This is a genomic window from Nonomuraea soli, assembly GCF_013761175.1.
Taxonomy (GTDB): domain Bacteria; phylum Actinomycetota; class Actinomycetes; order Streptosporangiales; family Streptosporangiaceae; genus Nonomuraea; species Nonomuraea soli.
The window spans coordinates 38,663-57,424 of sequence record NZ_JACDUR010000005.1; the positions used below are offsets into that span (position 1 = coordinate 38,663).

Annotated in this window: 18 protein-coding genes; 11 read left to right on the forward strand and 7 right to left on the reverse strand. The window is 71.0% G+C overall.

Going from position 1 to position 18,762, the window contains the following annotated elements; genetic code table 11:
• Positions 1-71 precede the first annotated feature (71 nt).
• Entirely contained in the window at positions 72-1,349 is a 1,278-nt protein-coding gene (locus HNR30_RS23750) for a serine/threonine-protein kinase (RefSeq protein WP_181612243.1), read from the forward strand.
• Between the two features lie 71 nt (positions 1,350-1,420).
• Positions 1,421-2,374, forward strand: a complete 954-nt coding sequence (locus tag HNR30_RS23755; RefSeq protein ID WP_181612244.1) for a hypothetical protein — start codon at positions 1,421-1,423, stop codon at positions 2,372-2,374.
• Here the strand turns inward: HNR30_RS23755 and HNR30_RS23760 are convergent.
• The 3 genes from HNR30_RS23760 to HNR30_RS23770 are packed head-to-tail and all read right to left on the reverse strand — an operon-like array spanning position 2,371 to position 4,492.
• Positions 2,371-2,736, reverse strand: coding sequence for a DUF5130 family protein (locus tag HNR30_RS23760; RefSeq protein ID WP_181612245.1), 366 nt, complete (start codon positions 2,734-2,736; stop codon positions 2,371-2,373). The genes HNR30_RS23755 and HNR30_RS23760 overlap by 4 nt on opposite strands.
• A 7-nt stretch (positions 2,737-2,743) precedes the next feature.
• Complete coding sequence (locus HNR30_RS23765; RefSeq protein ID WP_181612246.1) at positions 2,744-3,034, reverse strand: hypothetical protein; 291 nt, start codon at positions 3,032-3,034, stop codon at positions 2,744-2,746.
• A 45-nt stretch (positions 3,035-3,079) separates the two neighbouring features.
• Positions 3,080-4,492 carry an amidase gene (locus tag HNR30_RS23770; protein WP_181612247.1) on the reverse strand — a complete coding sequence of 471 codons (1,413 nt, stop codon included), beginning with the start codon at positions 4,490-4,492 and terminating at the stop codon, positions 3,080-3,082.
• 188 nt (positions 4,493-4,680) lie between these two features.
• Here HNR30_RS23770 and HNR30_RS23775 point away from each other — a divergent pair, with 188 nt between their 5' ends.
• The 4 genes from HNR30_RS23775 to HNR30_RS23790 all read left to right on the forward strand — a co-directional run bounded on the left by HNR30_RS23775 (position 4,681) and on the right by HNR30_RS23790 (position 9,933).
• Complete coding sequence (locus HNR30_RS23775; protein ID WP_312894593.1) at positions 4,681-5,448, forward strand: nuclease-related domain-containing protein; 768 nt, start codon at positions 4,681-4,683, stop codon at positions 5,446-5,448.
• Between the two features lie 397 nt (positions 5,449-5,845).
• Positions 5,846-7,684, forward strand: a complete 1,839-nt coding sequence (gene ilvD / locus HNR30_RS23780) for a dihydroxy-acid dehydratase (protein WP_181612249.1) — start codon at positions 5,846-5,848, stop codon at positions 7,682-7,684.
• Positions 7,685-7,916: 232 nt separating this feature from the next.
• A complete protein-coding gene (locus tag HNR30_RS23785; RefSeq protein ID WP_181612250.1) occupies positions 7,917-8,402 on the forward strand; it encodes a helix-turn-helix transcriptional regulator in 486 nt (161 codons plus the stop codon).
• 691 nt (positions 8,403-9,093) lie between these two features.
• The gene (locus HNR30_RS23790; protein WP_220133959.1) at positions 9,094-9,933 is read left to right on the forward strand and encodes a serine hydrolase; all 840 of its coding nucleotides are present in this window, start codon (positions 9,094-9,096) and stop codon (positions 9,931-9,933) included.
• A 273-nt stretch (positions 9,934-10,206) separates the two neighbouring features.
• Here HNR30_RS23790 and HNR30_RS23795 read toward each other — a convergent pair whose 3' ends face one another.
• From HNR30_RS23795 to HNR30_RS23805, 3 genes are read right to left on the reverse strand one after another with little or no spacing between them, the layout of a single operon-like run.
• Positions 10,207-10,422 (reverse strand): FmdB family zinc ribbon protein, encoded by a 216-nt coding sequence (locus HNR30_RS23795; protein WP_181612252.1) that lies wholly within the window; start codon positions 10,420-10,422, stop codon positions 10,207-10,209.
• 9 nt (positions 10,423-10,431) lie between these two features.
• Entirely contained in the window at positions 10,432-11,232 is an 801-nt protein-coding gene (locus tag HNR30_RS23800; RefSeq protein ID WP_181612253.1) for a GNAT family N-acetyltransferase, read from the reverse strand.
• Between the two features lie 22 nt (positions 11,233-11,254).
• Entirely contained in the window at positions 11,255-11,761 is a 507-nt protein-coding gene (locus HNR30_RS23805; protein ID WP_181612254.1) for an HNH endonuclease, read from the reverse strand.
• A gap of 316 nt (positions 11,762-12,077) precedes the next feature.
• Here HNR30_RS23805 and HNR30_RS23810 point away from each other — a divergent pair, with 316 nt between their 5' ends.
• The 4 genes from HNR30_RS23810 to HNR30_RS23825 are packed head-to-tail and all read left to right on the forward strand — an operon-like array spanning position 12,078 to position 16,255.
• The gene (locus tag HNR30_RS23810; RefSeq protein WP_181612255.1) at positions 12,078-12,938 is read left to right on the forward strand and encodes an SCO4651 family lipoprotein; all 861 of its coding nucleotides are present in this window, start codon (positions 12,078-12,080) and stop codon (positions 12,936-12,938) included.
• 28 nt (positions 12,939-12,966) lie between these two features.
• A complete protein-coding gene (locus HNR30_RS23815) occupies positions 12,967-15,003 on the forward strand; it encodes a prolyl oligopeptidase family serine peptidase (RefSeq protein ID WP_181612256.1) in 2,037 nt (678 codons plus the stop codon).
• Positions 15,000-15,473, forward strand: coding sequence for an NUDIX hydrolase (locus tag HNR30_RS23820; RefSeq protein ID WP_312894594.1), 474 nt, complete (start codon positions 15,000-15,002; stop codon positions 15,471-15,473). The genes HNR30_RS23815 and HNR30_RS23820 overlap by 4 nt, the downstream gene beginning before the upstream one ends.
• Complete coding sequence (locus HNR30_RS23825; protein ID WP_181612257.1) at positions 15,470-16,255, forward strand: helix-turn-helix domain-containing protein; 786 nt, start codon at positions 15,470-15,472, stop codon at positions 16,253-16,255. The genes HNR30_RS23820 and HNR30_RS23825 overlap by 4 nt, the downstream gene beginning before the upstream one ends.
• On the opposite strand, the gene HNR30_RS23830 is transcribed toward HNR30_RS23825, so the two are convergent.
• Complete coding sequence (locus HNR30_RS23830) at positions 16,230-17,297, reverse strand: hypothetical protein (protein ID WP_181612258.1); 1,068 nt, start codon at positions 17,295-17,297, stop codon at positions 16,230-16,232. The two genes, HNR30_RS23825 and HNR30_RS23830, sit on opposite strands and share 26 nt — an antisense overlap.
• 190 nt (positions 17,298-17,487) lie before the next feature.
• Between HNR30_RS23830 and lysA the strand changes: the two genes are divergently transcribed.
• Positions 17,488-18,741, forward strand: a complete 1,254-nt coding sequence (gene lysA / locus HNR30_RS23835; RefSeq protein WP_181612259.1) for a diaminopimelate decarboxylase — start codon at positions 17,488-17,490, stop codon at positions 18,739-18,741.
• Positions 18,742-18,762: the final 21 nt, after the last annotated feature.

The following is an 18,762-nucleotide window of genomic DNA, read 5'->3' on the forward strand; positions in this document are numbered from 1 at the left end:
CAAAGCACCAGCACCGCGAAAGTCACACGGAGTTCTCACATGACAGCGGAGCGCAGTGCTAGCCTCTTCGGGTGCTCGGGGACGGGACCTTGCTCAACAACCGGTATCTGCTGACAGGCCGCATCGGCGGTGGCGGCATGGGCGAGGTCTGGCGGGCCGACGACGCCTTGCTCGGCCGCACGGTGGCGGTGAAGGTCCTCACCCACAATCCCGCCTCCACCCAGCGCTTCCTCAACGAGGCGCGGGCGATGGCCACGCTCAACCATCCGGGCGTCGTCGACGTCTACGACTACGGCACCGACCGGGTGAGCTTCCTGGTCATGGAGCTGGTCGACGGCGAGTCGCTCGACCGGCTGCTGGAGCGCGCGAAGCTGACCACCGAGGCGACGATGCGCCTGGTCGTCGAGGTGGCCGAGGCGCTGGCGGCCGCGCACGAACGCGGCATCGTGCACCGCGACGTCAAACCGGGCAACCTGATGATCCGCGCCGACGGCAGCGTGGTGCTCACCGACTTCGGCATCGCCCACTCGGCGTCGGCGGGGCAGCTCACGGCCACCGGCCAGATGCTCTGCTCGGCCGGCTACTGCGCGCCCGAGCAGGCCACCGCCAACCGGATCACCCCGGCGGTCGACCTCTACGCGCTGGGCGTCGTCGCCTACGAGTGCCTCACCGGGAGCCTGCCGTACGACGGCGAGACGCCGGTGCAGATCATCTTCAAGCACCTCAACGCGCCGGTGCCCGAGTTGCCCGCAGAGATCCCGCCGGGGCCGCGCCGCGTGATCGCCAGGGCCCTGGCCAAGCGGCCGGAGGAGCGCTGGGCGTCGGCCGAGGAGATGGCCGCCGCCGCCCGCGCCGCGCTCGACGATCCCGGCTGGGTGCCGCCGCGCCCGCAGCGGCGCCGCGCGGTCACGGCGATCGCGACCATCGGCGCGGCGTTGCTGGCCTCGGGGGCCATCGCCGCCTCGCTGCACCTGTGGCCGCCGCTGTCGGCGATCCAGCTGCCGATCATGCCGGGCGGCGCCACGGAACCGGCGGGCGAGGCCGGCAACCCGCCCGCCACCGGGGAGCAGATCCAGCCGGCCAAGCAGCGGCTGACCCCCGGACCCCGGCGTCCGTCGCCGTCGCCGGGCACCACCGCCGAGCCGAGCGGCACGCCCACGGCGCAGCCCACCACGCCGAACCAGCCGACGCAGCAGCCCACGACACCCGCCGAGCCGACGCCGACGCCCACCCAGGAGCCTCCGACCGAGGAGCCGACGCCCGAGCCGCCCACGCAGGAGCCCACCGTCGAGCCGAGCCACCAGAGCCTGCCCGCGGAGACCCCTGAGCCGTCGCAGACCCCGGGATGAGGCCCTGGGTCGCCTCCTGCACCGGAGCGAACACGTTCGATGAGATCATCGGCTTCTCTTAGAGTGTTCGCGTGAAGACCACGCGCGATCTGCTGATCGCTCTCGCCCGGCGCTACGCCTTCTCCGATCTCGGTGCGCTCGCGCCCACGCCGGAGATCGCCGACGTGTGCGAGTTCGGGCAGCGCCTGCTGACGCTCGACGCGGAGGACTTCAACGCCGAAGCGCGTGCCGTACCCGCCGACCTGCGCCGTCGCGCGCGGGCGCGCAGCATGCCGCAGACGCCGCGCGAGCAGCCGCGCGGCGCGCTGGAGTCGCTGCGGCCCGCCTACTCCCTGCTGCTGGAGGTCATCGCGATCAGGTGGCACCGGCGAGAGCTGAGCCCGATGATCGCCACGGTGCACATCGCCAGCGAATACCTCCCGCTGCTGGCCTTCGAGCCCGACCTCGGCCACGCGGGAGACCCCGCGCGCTGGCCGGAAGGGCTGAGCGCGCCCGGCAGCAGGTTCGGGGTGATCGGCGACCGCGAGTGCGACCACACCAAGGCCGAGCAGTCGGCCACCAATCGCACGCTGCGGGTGGCAGGCGAGCCCGCCGAGGGCTGGCGCGCCTACTTCGACCGCCAGCACAGCCAGGTCGCCGGGGCCATCGGCGTGTGCGTGGCCACCTGCCGCAATCCCTGCACGGCGATGGACTGGATCCCCGAGGAGGCCCGCGCGCTGCTCGCCGTACGCTCACGCACCGCGCTGGCCTTCGCCGAGACCCCTCTCGTACGGCTGCGCCATGCCGCTCCCGTCGGTCACGGGTTCGGCGTGCCCTCGCCCGAGGAGGTGCTCGACGCCTGGGATCGCAGCCGGTCCGCGCTCGACAAGAACGAGGTCGGCTCGGCTGCCAGGAAGGACGACGGCTTCCCTCTGGCGGGACTGCAGTCGGTCTTCTCCGCGATCGCCGACGCGCCCATCGTCCCCTCGACGCTGCTGGCCGACCTCAGCGAATACGTGGTGACGCTGCTGGAGCGCGACGCCTAGCGCCTGGCGACCGCGTGGTCGGCCAGGGCGGTCACGCCGTACAGCAGGCCGCCGATGAGGTCGCCCGCGCTGAAGGCGGTCGCCATCGACATGCCCACCAGGCGGCACGATCCGTCCGGGAGCCTGCGCCGCGCCGTCTCGCCGGTGACGATCTCCAGGGCGCGTCCGTGCACGTCGACGAAGACGACGACCGAGTCGGCGGCCTCATCACCGAGCGCGGCGTGCAGCTTCTCGGCGAAGTGGCGCCTGCTGCCCACGGGAGGGCCCAGGTAGACGCCGAAACGCAGCCTGCTGCGGCGCTCGGCCGTCTCGATCGCCCGGCGCAGGTCGTCGGCCTGGGCCGTGGTCAGAGTCGTTGGCATCGTTGTGTCACCATCCCGCCGACGCGCCGCCGATGTGCCTGCCCGGCTCGGCGACCTGCGCCACCTCCGGCCAGTCGGACCGTGGAGGCGGCGCCCAGTGCGCGGGCCGGTCGGCCAGCACCAGGCCCGAGGTGCTGACGCCGTACTCACTGCGCTCGGGGCCGCCCAGCCAGACGACTCCCGAGGCCGCCTTCTTGTCGGTGCCGCGTCCCGGGACCAGCACGATCAGGCTGATGAGCAGGAACAACCCCACGGACGTGCCGATGAGGAAACCGAGGATCTCCAGCGCGCTGTCCACCTTTTGACGTTAATCCCGGGCGGCGTGCCGTACCAGACCCAGGATCTACGCCTCCCACACCTGCGGCCGGCGGTTGCCCCAGAAGCCGCCGCGCGCCGCCTCGACCTGGGCCGACAGCGAGATGAGGGTGTTCTCGCCGCCGATGCGCCCGGCGAGCATGACGCCGATCGGAAGGCCCTGCTCGTCCCAGTGCAGCGGCAGGTTGACGGCGGGCTGGCCGGTGACGTTGTAGATCGCGGGGAAGGCGGCGAAGCGCTTCATGCGCTCGAAGCCCTCCTCCGGTGTGATGCCCTCCTCGAACCAGCCGACCGGCCGGGGCGGCAGGGTGACGGTGGGGGTCAGGACGGCGTCGTAGGCGTCGGTGACGATCAGCGCGGTCCGCGTCGCGAGCTGGAGCGCCGCCTGGGCCTGCAGGAAGGACGGCGCAGGTACGGCGAAGCCGCGCTCGCGCAGCCAGGCGGTCATGGGACGCAGCAGGTCCTGCTTGTCCAGGGCGACCGGGTGCATGCAGGCGAAGGTGAACCACAGCGTGGTGAACGGCTCGACCACAGCCGAGGTGAAGGGCGGGTCGATGTCGACGATCTCGTGGCCGAGCGAGGCGAGGGTCTTGGCCGCCTCCTCGTAGGCGGCCAGCACGGCCGGGTCGAGCTCGGTGCCGGGTACGGCGGGCTGGGCGTAGCGGGCGATCCGCAGGCGGCCGGGCTCGCGGCGGGCGGCCTGCAGGAAGGCGCCCTCGCGTGGCGGTGCCAGGAACAGGTCGCCCGGCGAGTTGTGCGTCATGACGTCGAGCAGGGCTGCGGCGTCGGCCACGGTCCTGGCGATGGGGCCGTTGGTGGACATGCCGGCCAGGTCGGGGATGATCGGCGCCCAGCTGATGCGTCCGCGGGTGGGCTTGATGCCGAACAGGCCGCAGACGGACGAGGGGATGCGGATCGATCCGGCGCCGTCGCTGCCCTGGGCGGCGGGGGCGAGCCCTGCCGCGACGGCCGCCGCGGCGCCGCCGCTGGAGCCGCCCGCCGAGCGCGTCAGGTCCCATGGGGTGCGGGTGGGCGGGGAGACGGCGGTCTCGGTGTAGCAGGGCAGGCCGAACTCGGGGGTGGCGGTCTTGCCGAGCATCACCGTGCCGGCCTCGCGCAGGCGCTCCACGACCGTGTCGTCGACGGGGGCGACGAAATCGGCATAGGTCGCCGAGCCGAAGTGGATCGCGACGTCCTTGACGAGGTTGAGGTCCTTGATCGGGATGGGCACGCCGTACAGCTCGCCCTCGGGGGTGCCCTGCTCCAGCGCGCGGGCCTGCTCGATGGCACGGTCCCGTGCGACCGTGACGTAGGCGCCCACCTGCGGGTCGAGGCGTTCGATGCGGTCCAGGTAGTGCTCGGCGATCTCGACTGGTGAGATTTCCCTGCGCCTGACGGCTTCCGCCTGCTCGATGGCGGTGAGATCGTGTATGTACGCCACGTACCGGACAGTAGTTGTCTAGAGAGGAAAAGGGTAGATACCCGGAAATCCGGCAACCTATCCGTTGACCTGGGCCATAAAACTATGGACGGGTCATGACTAGGCACTCCTCGAGCGTTCGAGCTACCGTGAGTTACGTGGATTCCGCCAAGCAGCGAGACGACGGTCACACTGCGTCACCAATCTGGGTGAGCGAACGGCCCGAGGCCGCACGCCCCGAGCCCGAGGCCCTTGAGCCTGCCTTCGCTCCCATCGAGCGGGCAAACGTCCGCGGACTCCTCCAGCAACCCCGCTTCAAGCGCCTGCGCAACCGCCTTCTGGTGGCGCTGGCCGTGGGGGTGGCGGTCGGTTTCCTGACCGGCAACTGGCAGGTCGGAGTGACGGCGGCCGTGGTGGCCGCGATCGTCGACACCGTGTACCGCGCGCGCAAGTCCTCGTCCGTGCCCGCCTGGCGCCGATCGTCGGTGGCCGAGCGCAGGACCGAGGCGCAGCTGCGCAAACTGGAGCGCAACGGCTACCGCACCCTGCACGCCAGGGCGATCCCGGGCAGCGAGGCGCAGATCGACCACCTGGTCATCGGACCGACCGGCGTCTACGCCGTCGACTCCGAGAAGTGGGACAAGCGCCTGTCCGTGCGCGTGCAGATGGGCAAGAAGCTCTTCCACGGACCCTTCGACATGAAGGCCCGCCTCGCCGAGGCCCACTTCGAGGCCGCCGAGGCGAGCAAGTACATCTCCGAGGTCTACGGCCGCGAGGTCTCCGTGGTGCCCTCACTGGCGATCTACGGCCCGGCGGTGCCCTGGAAGATCATGACGATCAAGGGCGTCGACGTCTACGAAGGCGGCCGGGCGCGCAAGTGGATCACCAAGCGGGAGAAGGCGCTCACCGAGACGGAGATCGACCGCCTCTACGAGATCGCCGCCGAGGTGCTCCCGCCGCGCTACGGCGACGGCTAGCGGTATTCACAGCGGTCCATCGCGGGCGGCTGGCAGGCAGAGGATCGGCGGGCGCCAGGTGGGCGACGAGGAAGTCGCGCCAGGCGCCCTCCGCCAGGCCCATGCTCGATCCCCATCGGGACGAACACTTCACCTTCAGCCGGTTCTCCAGCCGCTTGGCCAGGGCGATGTCGAAGCCGGCGCGCTGGGTCGTGCCCGGCTTCTCCACGGTGATCGTTGATCACTCCGGCGTGCAGCACCGCGGCGCCGGGGCGGAAATCCACCATGGCCCCCTGCTGTGCGCCACCCATCCATCTTCACGGTGATCTTCGCTCGCTGTCCATCGCGTGGACGGGCGTCTCATCCAGCGGTCGCGGGCCGTACGATGTGAAGACTCGCAAGTGATGGGAGATAGGTAATGCCCGCCCTCAGGTCTCGCACAGTCACCCACGGCAGGAACATGGCCGGCGCCCGGGCCCTCCTCCGGGCGACTGGTGTAGCCGGGAGCGACTTCGGCAAACCGATCATCGCCGTGGCCAACAGCTACACCCAGTTCGTCCCAGGCCACGTGCATCTCGCCGAGGTGGGCAAGGTGGTGGCCGACGCGGTGCGCGAGGCCGGCGCCATCCCGCGCGAGTTCAACACGATCGCCGTCGACGACGGCATCGCCATGGGCCACGGCGGCATGCTCTACTCCCTGCCCTCGCGCGAGCTCATCGCCGACGCGGTCGAGTACATGGTCAACGCCCACTGCGCCGACGCGATGATCTGCGTCTCCAACTGCGACAAGATCACCCCGGGCATGCTGCTGGCCGCGATGCGGCTCAACATCCCGACCATCTTCGTCTCCGGCGGCCCGATGGAGGCCGGCAAGACGCCGGGCAAGAAGCTCGACCTCATCGACCCGATGATCGCCGCGGCCGACGAGAACGTCTCCGACGAAGAGCTCCTGCAGATGGAGGAGAACGCCTGCCCGACCTGCGGCTCCTGCTCGGGCATGTTCACCGCCAACTCGATGAACTGCCTGGCCGAGGCGATCGGCCTGGCGCTGCCGGGCAACGGCACGATCCTGGCCACCCACAGCGCGCGCAAGGAGCTCTTCCAGCGCGCCGGGCGCCGCATCGTCGAGCTGACCCGGACCTACTACGACGACGATGACGCCTCGGTGCTGCCGCTGAACATCGCCACCAAGGACGCCTTCGAGAACGCCATGGCACTCGACGTGGCCATGGGCGGCTCCACCAACACGATCCTGCACATCCTGGCCGCGGCCCGCGAGGCAGGCGTCGACTTCGGGCTCAAGGAGATCAACGAGATCTCCCTGCGGGTGCCGTGCCTGTGCAAGGTGGCCCCCGCGACCGACAAGTACCACATCGAGGACGTCCACCGGGCCGGCGGCATCCCCGCCATCCTGGGCGAGCTCGGCCGCGCCGGGCTGCTTCACAGCTCCAGCCCCACCGTCGCGGGCGGCAGCCTCGGCGAGGTCATCGCCGCCTGGGACCCGGTCTCCCCGACCGTGCTGCCCGAGGCCGTCGAGCTGTGGCACGCCGCGCCCGGCAACGTGCGCACGGTCAAGCCCTACTCCCAGTCGAACCGCTGGGACTCCCTCGACGTCGACCGCTCCGCGGGCTGCATCCGCGAGCTCGAGCACGCCTACACCAAGGACGGCGGCCTGGCGGTGCTCTACGGCAATCTCGCCCGCGACGGCGCCGTGGTCAAGACCGCCGGCGTCGACGAGTCGATCTGGCGCTTCTCCGGGCCGGCCGTGGTGTTCGAGTCGCAGGAGGACGCCGTCGACGGCATCCTCAACGACCGCGTCAAGGCCGGCGACGTGGTCGTCGTGCGCTACGAGGGGCCCAAGGGCGGTCCCGGCATGCAGGAGATGCTCTACCCGACCTCCTTCCTCAAGGGCAAGGGACTGGGCAAGGCGTGCGCGCTCATCACCGACGGGCGCTTCTCCGGCGGCACCTCCGGCCTGTCGATCGGCCACGCCTCCCCCGAGGCGGGCGAGGGCGGCATCATCGCCCTCGTCGAGGACGGCGACACGATCGAGATCGACATCCCGGCGCGCTCGATGGAGCTGCGGGTCTCCGACGAGGAGCTGGCGGCGCGGCGCGAGCGGCTGCTGTCGGAGCTGGGTCGCTACCGGCCGCGCGACCGTCACCGTCCGGTGACCGCCGCGCTGCAGGCGTACGCGGCGATGACCACGTCGGCGTCGACCGGAGCCTCGCGCGACCTGTCGCAGCTGGCTCACTGACCACTCCCGGGTGCCGCCGTTACCGGCGGCACCCGGGCTCTGGGGCGAGCCGCCGTTTCCGGGCGGTCGGGACTCTCGGGTGAGCCGCCGTATCCGGACGGTCGGCGCTCCCGGGTGCCGCCGTTACCGGCAGTCGGGACTCTCGGGTGAGCCGCCGTTTGCGGCGGCTCACCCAGACTTGATCCCGTACAGGCTTTCGAAAAGTGTCGGTGGCGACGTCTATTCTTTGGGTATGACGACAGTCGTGAAGCCCTCCACCCGCTCACTGACGACCGCCGAGATCGCCGCCCTCGCCCTGTCCCTGGCCCACCTCGGAGCCGGGCCCCAGGCCGTCACCGCACGGCGCGGCCTGCGCCTGGCCTTCGAGCACCTGGAAGTCGACGACGACGCCATCGCCACCACGCTGGCGACCCTCACCGAGCCCCTGCCCGCCGACGTGGCCTCACGCGCGCGGGTCATCGCCGACGCCATCACCAGCCGCCTCATGATCCGCCTGCACTACCGCGACGCGGCGGGCACCATCACCACCCGCGACGTCGAGCCGGTCACGTGCCTGGTCCACAAGGACTTCTGGTATCTGGTCGGGGTCTGCCGGATGCGGCGCGGCATCCGCGCCTTCCGGTTCGACCGGATCATCGCCGTCGAGCCGACACTCACCCCCGCCCGGCCGCACATGGCTGAGCGGTTCCTGCCGTTCCAGCGCAGGCGCGTGGCGTGATGTGATCATGGTCGGTGCTTGACCGTCCGCCACCCCGATTGTTGGGGTGGCGGGTGACAAGCTCCGGTTTATGCGCATTCGTGCCTGCTGCCTGCTCGCCTCGCTCACCCTGGTGACCGGCTGCGAGCAGGCCCCCACCACCCGCGCCCTGCCCTCGCCGACGAGGCCAGGGCCGGACGCCTCACCTGGGGCACAGGCTCTGCCCGGGTCACCGGGGGCGGCTGCAGCAGGGTCGCCGGTCGCGACGTCTCTGCCGGGGGCGCCAGGAGCGGCGGCTCTGGCGGCGTCGCCTGGCGCGGAGGCGCATCCGAGGTCGTCCGACCCGGCGGCTCTGGCGGCGTCGCCCGGCGCGCCGTCTCTGCTCGGACCGTCCGGCGCTGGGGCCTCGGCGGAGACACCGGGCGCGGGGTTCCTGGCCGGGCCACGTGGCATGGGGTCGCGCGACACGAACGGCTTCCCGGGGTCGCCTGGCGCGGCGGCCTGGGCGGGGTCGCCCGGCGCGCCGTCTCTACCGGAGGCGACGGCTCTGCCGGGGGCGACGGCTTGGGCGAGGGCGCCTGGCACGGAGGCTCTGCCCAGGTCGCCTGGTGCAAGGGCTCTGCCTGGGTCGCCCGGCGCGAGGGCTCTGCCCGGGTCGCCCGGCGACGAGGCTCCTCCCGGGTTGTCCGGCGATCGTGGTTTGGCTGGCGTGGTGCCGGGGTTGACCGTCGGCGGGGGCTCCGGGGTGGTGCGTGGGCGGGCGCCTGCCGTCCCCTCGGCCGTGGCCGGGAGCCGGGTGGCTCCGGACGGTGACGCGCGACCGGGCGACGGGTGGCGGCAGCGGCTCGACCGCTCGCTCTCCCGCTATCTGCGCCAGCGCCCCGGCCGCGCGGCCGTCGCCGTCTACGACCGCACCAACGGTGCCCGTTACGACTACGGCGAGGACGAGCACTTCCTGCTGGCCAGCGTCGCCAAGGTCGACATCCTCCTGGCCCTGCTGCTGAAGGCCCAGCGAGAGCACCGGCAGGTGGCGAGCTGGGAGCGCTCGCTGGCCACCAGCATGATCCGCCGGAGCGACAACTCCAGCGCCCACCGCCTCTACGACCGCATCGGCGGCCAGGGCGGGCTGAAGCGCACTCTGCGCGGCCTCGGCATCCGCGACACCTGGCCGGGCTCCGGCTACTACTGGGGCTCGACCCGCAGCTTCCCCTCCGAGCAGGTCGAGGTGCTCGATCGGCTCACCGATCCCGGCGGGCCGCTCACCGCCGGCAACAGGAAGCTGGCCATGCGGCTGATGTCGACGGTGGTGAGGGAGCAGCGCTGGGGTGTGGGGTCGCTCGACCGGCACGCGCAGGTGAAGAACGGCTGGCTGCCCGCGCGTGTGCACGGTGGGTTGTGGACGGTCAACAGCGTGGGGAGGCTGACCGTCGGCGGGCACGAGCTGCTGGTAGCCGTGTTGTCGGATCACAGCCCTTCGATGGGCGCGGGGATCTCGACGGTGGAGCAGGTCGCGCGGATGGTGGTGCGAGAGGCACGCGCCGCGACCCGCTGACCTCCGGCAGGCCGACATGACGCCAGCGGGCTAGCCGCGGTAGCGGACGGAACGACGCGGGAGCCAGCGGGGGGTAAGACCGGAACGACACCGGCCGCTCAGAAGCGGTAGGGGCTGGAACGACACCGGCCGCTCAGGGGCGGTAGGGGCTGGAACGACACCGGCCGCTCAGGGGTGGGTGGTGAGGGCCGGAACGACACCGGCCGCTCAGGGGTGGTAAAGGCCGGAACGACGCCGGCGATTCGGCCGTGGTGAAGCCGGGACGGCGTCGGGTCAGCCGCAGCAACCTCCGCCGCAGCAGCCGCCACCGCCTCCACCGCCACCGCCTGCCGGGGCGCCGGCGTTGCCTGTCATCGCGACCGTCGACAGCAGCTTGACCGTGTCGTCGTGCCCGCCGGGGCAGGTCGCGGGGTCGCCGGAGGCGGACATGGGACGGGAAACCTCGAAGGTGGAACCGCAGGAGCGGCAGCGGAAGTCGTATCGCGGCATGCGGCCAGTTTAGAAGGTGATGTGGGCGTAGTCGGAGACGGGAAGGTATCCGATCGCCTGGTAGATCTTGTTGCTCGTCGGGTTCCCGAGGTCGGTGAAGAGCACGACGTGCTGGGAGCGCGTGTCGAGGGCGTAGCGGCTGCCGAAGGCGGTGACGGCGCTGCCGTACCCTCGCCCTCTGGCCTCGGGCGGCGTGTAGACGGGTCCGATGCGGGAGACGCCGCCGGCCGGGAGGGAGACGCCGGCGAAGGCGACGGGGGCTCCGCCGTCCTCCCACAGCACGAGGTCGCCGCGGGCGGTGCGGCGTTCGACGGTCTGCCGTACGCCGTGGCCGGGGTCGGAGGTGGCCTCGGCGAGGAAGGCCGTCACCCAGCCGGTCAGCAGGTCGAGGTCGGCGGCGGTGGCGACGCGGCCGTGGCCGGGCACGCCGGCGGGGACGGTCAGCTCGCCGAGGCGGTAGAGGCGCTCGGCGCGGTTGTGGGTGATCCGGCGTCCGGCGGCGACGGCCTCGGCGATGGGCAGCGGCCCCTGGGTGGCGTCGATCTCGCGCCCGCCGAGCGCTTCCAGCAGCGCGGGCACGGCCTCGAGCGGCATCCCGGCGAGGCCGAGCGCGAACGGCGGGGTGCGGAAGACGGCGCCGCGCACCTCGCCGTCGACGGTGTACCAGCCGAAGTAGGCGCCGTCGCGCGGCATCCCCGCCCGGAGGTTGGCCAACACGGTCAGCGGGACCGTGTTGGCCACCGGGTCGGTCAGAAGGTACGGCTCGGCATGCTTGGTGTACTCATCGAGGTCTTCGCTGATCGTCCACATGCCGAAATGGTGTCATCCCCGGTCAGGCGGCCGCCTCCAAATATTGTGCCCACTGCGGGTCGCCCAGCAGTTGCGCGCCGATGAGCCGCCAGTGCGCCCCGCGGGGGACGGCGGGTGCGACCCGCAGGGACCAGCCGAGTTCCTCCAGGAACTTGTCGGCCTTGCGGTGGTTGCAGGTCATGCACGACGCGACGCAGTTCTCCCACGTGTGGGGCCCGCCCTTGGAGCGCGGGATCACGTGGTCGATGGTCTCCGCTCGCTGGCCGCAGTAGGCGCAGCGGTAGTCGTCGCGGCGCATGAGCGCGGCTCTGGTGAGGGGGATCCGCGACCGGTAGGGGATGCGGACGTATCTTCGCAGCCGGATGACCGAGGGAACGTCGAGCGTGCAGGTCGCGGAGCGGAGGACCGCTCCTCTTCCGTCGCGGTGCACGACGTCGGCCTTCTCGCGCAGAACCAGAATGACCGCCCGGTGCAGTGACAGGGTGGTCAGTGGCTCGTAGGTGGCGTTGAGCAGCAGGACTTGGCGCATCAGAGGTCACCCCTCTGATGCCCGCGTATCAGAAACCAGGGGGACATGCCGCGGCATGCCCCGAATTGCGGCCCCTCCTGGGACCCGGGCGACTCCATCACGTGGACCTCCGCCGGACGGCCCGACGGATGGGTACCACGGCACCGTCCTTCCCCAAGTCTGTCGTTACACGAGGGGTCCCCGCCACCGTTTATGCCATTGGAGACAGGTGCCCTGGGGTTTTATGCCCTGCCGACCGCACATTTACGCGCGCCCGACCAACGAGGTTCTGATAGCGTCTTGAGCCCTTTACCGCCACTTTACGGGGGTTACGATCATGCGTCATTCTTTGGCGGCCGCCGCGATCAGCCTGGCCGTGCTGACGGGATGCGGGTCGCAGACGGGCGGAGGGCCGCAGATCAGCGCCACAACGGCACCCACCTCCCAGCCGCCGGTGGCCGCGGCCGAGCTGAAGAGCGCCGCCGAGGTCTCCGGTGTCATGGCCAGGAAGCTCGAGGAGCTCAAGAGCTTCCGCGCGACCATGAGCGGCACCAACGCGGGCCAGCCCACCAGCGCCTCCATGGCCCTGGAGCTCGTGAGCCCCGGCACGTTCAACATCGAGACGACCACCGAGGTTCAGCCCGGCAAGAAGATGCGCATCCTGATCCTGCAGGAGGCCATCTACATCGAGACCCCGGCGGGCGAGCCCGAGCCCGAGCCCGGCAAGCCGTGGGTCAAGCTGCCCGCCGACAATCCGATGAGCAAGCTGTTCTCGCAGATCGGCAAGATGGCCGACCCGAGCCAGAGCGCCAGGATGGCCGGCGTGGGCGAGCTCACCGCCGCCGCGCCCGACGGCGACGACACGCGCTACACCATCAAGATCGACATGTCGAAGGCCATGGCGACGCCCGAGATGGAGAAGATCCTCGAGGAGATGGTCGGCGGCGTCGCGGGCGGTACCTCCGGCGCCGACCCCAAGGCGGCGCTGGAGGCGATGAAGAAGTCGCTCGCAGGGGTCGTCATGACCTACGACGTGTGGATCGACGGGCAGGGGCTGCCCACCAAGGTCGCCACCAGGATGCCGATGGCCGGAGCGGAGCAGAACATCGAGATGACCTTCTCCGACTGGGGCAAGGTTCCGCCGATCACGGCGCCCCCGGCGGACAGGATCTCCTCGGTCAATCCGTTCCAGCAGTAGTGTCGCAACCGGGCAGTAGGGTGCTGGCATGTACCCAACTGCCCGCCGCGACGAGATCGTCGACACCCTGCACGGCACGCCTGTCCCCGACCCCTACCGCTGGCTCGAAAACCCCGACGACCCCGAGGTCAAAGGGTGGCTGATGGCGCAGGAGGCGCTCTACCGGCAGGAGTTGGGTCCGCAGCGCTTCAAGGAGCGCATCGCGGAGTTGCTGAAGTCGGGTTCCGTGGGCGTGCCGGCTTGGCGGGGAGAGCGTCACTTCTTCTCCCGGCGCACTCCTGAGCAGGAGCACGCGGTCTACTACGCCGTGGAGGCCGACGGCACGGAGCGGGCGCTCATCGACCCGATGGCGCTCGACTCCTCCGGGCTGACCACGCTCGACGCGGTGCAGCCCGACAAGGAGGGGCGCCTGCTGGCCTACCAGATCTCGGTGGGCGGCAACGAGGAGTCGGTGCTCTACGTCATCGACGTCGCCACCGGCGCCCAGGTCGAGGGCCCGATCGATCGCTGCCGCTACTCCCCGGTGGCGTGGCTGCCGGGCGGCGAGGCGTTCTACTACGTGCGCCGCCTGCCCGCGACCGAGGTGCCCGAGGGCGAGTCGCAGTTCCACCGTCGTGTCTACCTCCACCGGGTGGGCACCTCGACGGAGGACGACGTCATGATCTTCGGCGAGGGCCTGAAGATGACGAACTACTACGGTGTCTCGGTCTCCATGGACGGCCGCTGGCTGCTCGTCCAGGCCCACGAGGGCACCGCCCCGCGCAACGACGTGTGGGTGGCCGACCTGACGGCCTCGCCGATCGACCGCCCCGAGCTCGTGGTGGTGCAGGAGGGCGTCGACGCCCAGACCGGGCTGCACTTCGGCCGCGACGGCAGGCTCTACGTCTACACCGATCGCGACGCGCCGCGCGGGCGGGTCTGCGTCGCCGATCCGGCCTCCCCGACCGAGTGGACCGATCTCATCGCCGAGGACTCCGAGGCGGTGCTGACCGACTTCGCGATCATGGACGACCTCGACCGGCCGGTCATGCTGGTCGGCTGGACCCGTCACGCCCTGTCCGAGATCTCCGTGCACGACCTGGCGACCGGCGAGCGCCTCGGCGAGGTGCCGACCCCCGGCCTCGGCACGATCGGCGGCATCTCCGAGCGCCCCGAGGGCGGCCACGAGGCGTGGTTCGGCTACACCGACAACACCACCCCGCCCACCATCCAGCGCTACGACGCCCGCACCGGCGAGACGAGCCTCTGGGCCGCCTCCCCCGGAGCGGTCGAGGTGCCCGAGGTCCGCACCGAGCAGGTGGCCTACCGCTCGAAGGACGGCACCGAGGTGCGCATGCTGGTGATCTCCCCGGTCGACGGCGAGGGACCGCGCCCGACGATCCTCGACGGCTACGGCGGCTTCGGCATCTCCATGACGCCCGGCTACTCCGCCACCATCCTGACCTGGGTCGAGGCCGGCGGCGTCTACGTCATCTCCCAGCTGCGCGGCGGCGGCGAGGAGGGCGAGGAGTGGCACCGCGCGGGCATGCTCGGCAACAAGCAGAACGTCTTCGACGACTTCCACGCCGCCGCCGAGCACCTGATCGCCACCGGCGTCACCACCCGCGACCAGCTCGCCATCAACGGCGGCTCCAACGGCGGCCTGCTCGTCGGCGCCGCCCTCACCCAGCGTCCCGACCTGTACAAGGCGGTGGCCTGCTCGGCGCCGCTGCTCGACATGGTGCGCTACGAGCTGTTCGGCCTGGGCGCCACGTGGAACGTGGAGTACGGCTCGGCGGAGGACCCCGAGGGATTCGGGTGGCTGCACGCCTACTCGCCCTACCACCACGTGCGCGAGGGCGTGGCGTACCCCGCGGTGCTCTTCACGGTCTTCCAGTCCGACACCCGGGTGCACCCGCTGCACGCGTGGAAGATGTGCGCGGCGCTGCAGCACGCCACCTCGGGCCAGGGTCCGATCCTGCTGCGCAGCGAGACCGAGGTGGGTCACGGCGCCCGCTCGGTCAGCCGTACGGTTGACCTGTCCGCCGACCGGCTCACCTTCCTCGCCCGGCACACGGGCCTGTGACCGGGCGCAAGCGCAGGATGGCGGCCTACGCCGTCGTCCTGCGCGGGCAGGAGATCCTGCTGACCCGTTACGTCGGCATCGACGAGAAGCACTGGACCATGCCCGGCGGCGGGGTGGAGTTCGGCGAGCATCCGCACGACACCGTGGTGCGCGAGCTCGCCGAGGAGACCGGCTACCGGATCGAGGTCGACGGCCTCCTGGGCGTCGACTCGATCGAGTGGGAGATGCCCAGCGGCGCCGGCAGGCTCCACAGCCTGCGCCTCTACTACGCCGCCCACATCGTGGGCGGCGAGTTGCGCAACGAGGTGGGCGGCAGCAGCGACCTGGCCGCCTGGTTCCCGCTCGACCAGATCACCGGCCTCGACCGGTCGTCGTCGGTGGAGAGCGCCCTGCGTTTCCACGCCGAGCGGCCCCCGACCGGGCAGCTGGCTTTCGACAGGCCGCAGGAAAGAGTCATCCTGGGAACATGAGCGAGTTGCGTATGGTCGCACGCACGCCGGGTCCGGCGCTGCGGCCGTACGTGACGGACCTGGTGGCCTATCGCGAGGAGTATCCGGAGCCTCGGGCGCGCACCGAATACCCCTTCCCGGGGGCGGTGCTGATCATCGGGCTGGCGGCGCCCATGCACGTCGGCGGCGTGCCGTACACCTCGTTCACCGGCGGGCTGAGCGACCGCGCGTCCGGCACGCTGGTCAGCGGCGCGGCCGAGGGCGTGGAGGCGCGGCTCAGCCCGCTGGGCGCGCGCCGGCTGTTCGGGGTGCCGATGGGCGAGCTGACCAACGTGATCCTTCCCGCCGAGGACCTGCTCGGGCCCTGGTTCCGTACGGCTGCCGCCAGGCTGGCCGAGACCGGCTCGTGGGAGCGGCGGCTGGAGCTGGCCGAGCGTATGCTCACCGCGCACATCCACGAGCGGCCGGAGCTGGGGCCGCAGGTTCCGTGGGCGTGGGCGCAGTTGCTCGGGTCGGCGGGCGGGGTCTCCATCGCCTCGCTCGCCGAGTCGCTGGGCTGGAGCCACCGGCATCTGGTGGCGCGTTTCCACGACGAGGTCGGGCTGACGCCGAAGACCGCGGCCCGGATGATCAGGTTCAGCAGGGCGATGCGGCTGCTGCGTGCCGGGCTGCCGCCGGCGCTGGTGGCGGCCGAGGCGGGCTTCTACGACCAGGCGCACCTCAACCGCGACTTCCGCGCGTTCGCCGGGGCGCCGCCCGGAGTTGTCGCGGCGGGCTTCACCGCGGTGCCTCAGCCGGTCTGACGGCACGGGGGCTCCAGGCGAAGGCGAAGGTCGTCTCCGGCGGGATCAGCCCGTGGAGCCGGATCTCGTTGCTGTACAGCCCGATGGTCGAGCGCGAGGTGGGCCCGAAGACCGGCACCAGGGTGTAGTCGTCGAAGTTGAGCATGCGGAAGGTGAGGTCGGTGGTGCGCGCCGAGGCGTGCCACACGTAGGCGTCGTGGGTTTCGGCCAGCTGCCGGTGGGTGTAGACGATCCTGGCCTTCTCCTGCGGGTGCAGTTGCAGCGAGCAGTAGAGGTCGAAGCGCATCGAGACCTTGCCGTGCAGGCTCTCCGAGAGCACGACGTTGCGGATCTCCGGGTTGATGTGCTCGCGTTCGTGCCCGGGCACCTCCACCTGCAGCGTCGGCGTGATCATCTCCTCGATCCAGCGCATCTGCTGCTGGAAGGTCAGCTGCCCGGCCCGGTAGCGGCGGGTCAGCTCGGTGTCGTGCGGCACCAGCGCGAAGAAGGAGTGGATGATGCCGCTGCCGTTGATGGGCAGCGGTTTGCGGCTCAGATTGGGCGCCGTCGAATAGCTGATGCGGGATTCGAGGGGAAGCACGGAGGCGGCGAGCGGGAAGTCCTGTTCGAACGGCTCGCTCAGCACATCGCGGCACGGGGTGAGCTCCACCGAGTAATCGCTTCGCGCCGGAGCGCTCAACATGGTGGTCAGCCATTCGACGGCGCCGTCGACTCCGGGGTCGTGCTTGAAACGCGCGGTGGCCACCAGGCGCATCTGCTCGGTGAGCGCGTCGGGGCTCATCTTGCGCAGGTAGTCGGGGCTGGAGGTGAGCGAGGTGACGACTTCCTCCCTGGCCCAGCGCTTGAGGTTGATGGTTTCCAGGATGAGCGCTATCGCACCGGCCTGGAATAACGTCTCGCCGAGCATCTCCAGATTGGCGGCCAGTTTGTTCGGGGTGTCACCGATCGCATACAGGAAAACAATGTCTCCCACGAGCACCAGAAGAATGCAGAGGGAGACGACGTAGTTGCGCACGATCCCGCGATACAGGCCCTCTGCCACACGAACCCCCTGCGCCCCGGCGAATGCTGAGCATCGCTAAATTGTCCTTCCACGATATCTAAAACGAGCGGGCGGGCGCGCGGCCAATTTCGGCCTTTCCCATCGCCTAGAGTTGGACGTGGGACTGCGTTCGGCAGCACTAAATGACAATATTGGCGATTTTGTGTCGTCCGAAAATAGGGAGGCTGCGGTGCGACCTTTCACCTACGAGCAGGGCCGGCTCTGCGTGGACAAGGTGCCGGTCGACGATGTGGTGGGCGGCGTGGGCACCCCGGCCTACGTCTACTCCCTCGACGCCATGGCGGCCGCCTATCGCACCCTCCAGGAAGCCTTCGCCGAGTTCTCGCCGGAGATCTTCTACTCGGTCAAGGCCAATTCCAACCTTGCGGTCCTGCGCCGTCTGCGGTCGCTGGGGGCCGGATTCGACGTGGTCAGCGGCGGCGAGCTGACGAGGGTGCTGGCCGCCGGGGGTGACCCCGCGCGCATCAGCTTCGCCGGAGTGGCCAAGACCGCCGAGGAGCTGGAGCTCTCGGTCAAGCATGACGTCATCGTGCACGTGGAGTCGGCCGACGAGGTGCCGCGCCTTCAGGAGGCGGCGGCCGCCCAGGGCGCGCGGGTACGGTTCGGCATCCGCATCAATCCGGGCGTCAAGGTCGACACCCTGGTGCACATGCAGACCGGCAGCGACCGCGCCAAGTTCGGCGTCGTGCCTCAGGTCGCCAGGGCCATCGTCGACCGGGTCGCCGCCGGCGAGTTCCCCGACCTGCGCCTGGCGGGCGTGCACATGCACGTCGGCTCGATGATCCCCAACCCCGGCGACATGGTCAGGGCCGCCGAGACCCTGGTCGAGGTGCTCTCGTACGGCCAGGGCCGGGGCCTGACCGGCATGCGGCGCCTCGACCTGGGCGGCGGCTTCCCCATCTCCTACGGCCCGATGGACGAGGCCCCCGACGTGCCCGTCCCCGCCGACTTCGCCGCCGCCCTCGCGCCCCTGCTCCGCTCGGCCGACGCCGACCTGGTGCTGGAGCCCGGCCGTTTCGTCGCCGGCGCGGCCGGGGCGCTGATCACGCGGGTCATGCTCAACAAGGACCCGGCCGGGCGCCGCATGGTGGTCGTCGACACCGGCATGCACCATTTCGTACGGCCGGCGTTGTACCAGGCCGGCCACCAGATCGTCCCGGTCGTCCAGGCCCCCGGCGCCGGGCCCACCGAGGTGGTCGGGCCGATCTGCGAGTCGACCGACCGGCTCGCCCCCGCGGCCGAGCTCCCGCTGCTGCGGCCCGGCGACCTGCTGGCGGTGCTCGACACCGGGGCCTACGGGATGGTCATGGCCTCCAACTACAACAACCAGCCCCGTCCGCCGGAGATCGTGGTGGAGGGCGGGCGGGCCCGCGTGGCCCGCCGCAGGGAGACCTGGCAGGACCAGCTGGTCTTCGAGGAGTGAGGGCCGGGCTGAGCCGCTCGA